The 551-nt window shown below is 57.5% G+C and carries 1 protein-coding gene; it reads left to right on the forward strand.

The window, feature by feature from the left end; translation table 11 throughout:
- Window positions 1-551 (forward strand): integrase core domain-containing protein (locus tag DKT70_RS17660; RefSeq protein ID WP_146612702.1); only part of this gene is annotated, 551 nt, incomplete at both ends.

Raw genomic sequence — 551 nt, forward strand, 5'->3', positions numbered from 1 at the left:
GCGACAAGCCGAAGCGGTCGAAGTTCAAACGCTACCCGATCGGCTTCTTCCACGTCGACATCGCCGAAGTGCAGACTGCCGAAGGAAAGCTCTTCCTGTTCGTTGGCATCGACCGCACGAGCAAGTTTGCCGTGACCCAGCTCGTCGAGAAGGCGGACAGAAGGACGGCCTGGGAGTTCCTGCAACACATGCTCGAAGCCGTGCCATATCAGGTCCACACCATTCTTACGGACAACGGAATTCAGTTCGCCGAGCAGCCTCGGAACCGGAATACCGCGTATTCACGGCCGATGCGCTTTGACATGATCTGCGAGGCAAACGGGATCGAGCACCGGCTGACCAAGCCCAACCATCCTTGGACCAACGGACAGGTCGAACGGATGAACCGCACGATCAAGGAGGCGACCGTCAAACGGTACCATTACGACAGCCACGACCAGCTGCGCACGCACCTCGCAGACTTTATGGCAGCTTACAACTTCGCGCGCCGCCTCAAGACCATCAACGGGCTCACACCATACGAATACATCTGCAAGATATGGACATCAGAG

It is taken from the genome of Paracoccus sediminilitoris (assembly GCF_003259195.1).
Classification (GTDB): domain Bacteria; phylum Pseudomonadota; class Alphaproteobacteria; order Rhodobacterales; family Rhodobacteraceae; genus Paracoccus; species Paracoccus sediminilitoris.